Source organism: Streptomyces alkaliphilus, assembly GCF_014141535.1.
Taxonomy (GTDB): Bacteria; Actinomycetota; Actinomycetes; order Streptomycetales; family Streptomycetaceae; genus Streptomyces; species Streptomyces alkaliphilus.
In genome coordinates, this window is record NZ_VKHT01001469.1 from 1 (window position 1) to 883 (window position 883).

At 77.5% G+C, this 883-nt stretch carries 1 protein-coding gene and 1 pseudogene; both read right to left on the bottom strand.

Going from position 1 to position 883, the window contains the following annotated elements; genetic code table 11:
* Positions 1 to 188: pseudogene (locus FNQ90_RS25140) on the bottom strand (hypothetical protein); the annotation flags it as partial.
* A gap of 87 nt (positions 189 to 275) precedes the next feature.
* A partial coding sequence (locus FNQ90_RS25145; RefSeq protein ID WP_182608420.1) for an LCP family protein occupies positions 276 to 883 on the bottom strand: 608 nt, incomplete at its 5' end.

Here is an 883-nt window from a genome sequence, read left to right on the forward strand (position 1 = left end):
GGGGAGAGGACCGAGCCGGTCGAGGCCCGTTCGGCCAGGGCGTCCCGCAGGCGCTCGGCGGCGCCGTGCCGGTCGCGCCACCAGCCGTCGGGCACCGACCCGACCACGTTGGCGCCGTCCACGATCACCAGCCGGGCGGGGTGTTCTTCGGAGGGCTTCGCCGTGGTGTCCGATTCCGGGTCGTGCACGTCGCGGTCCTCCCCGTTCCGTTCGTGGTGCGCCGCTCCCGCGACCGGGGTCCCCCGGGCCGCCCCCGGGAAGCGGCGTGTCCCACGCTATCGGCCCTCCCGCTCCTCCCGCGCGCTGTTCGGGGCGTCGCCGGGGGCCTCCCCGTACCCGTTCCGGTCCGGGGCCCCGGCCGGTTCGGGAGCGGGCAGGGGTAGCGCCCGGACCCGCAGGCCGCTTCCCGCCGAACCCAACTCCTTCGCGAAACGCACCAGTTCGGTGATCGACCCCAGCCCCTTGTCGGTGGTCAGGGCGTCCGTGGCGGCCTCCGCCACCCGGTACAGGGCCGCCGGGTTGCTCAGCACCCCCCGCCGCTCGATCTCCCGGAGCACCCCCAGCAGCACCCGCTGCGGGGGTTCCAGGCCGTCCTCCGCCGGCTCGCCGACGGACCGGGCCGCCGCCGTGGCGCCGGTACCGTCCAGGCGGTGCGTGCCGGCCGGCCACTCGCGCCCCGAGGCCGGGTCGCGCAGGTCCACCGGGGTCCGCAGCTCGACTCCCTCCAGGGCGTCCACCAGGGCGCCCAGCCGTTCCACGTCCACCTCCAGGTAGTGGTCCATCCGCTCGCCCACCACCTCCTCGACCGCCCGCGCCAGGCAGGCGGGGCCGCCGGTGTCCCGGATCCCGCCGAGGCGGGAGTGCCCGGGGGCGGTCCCGGAGG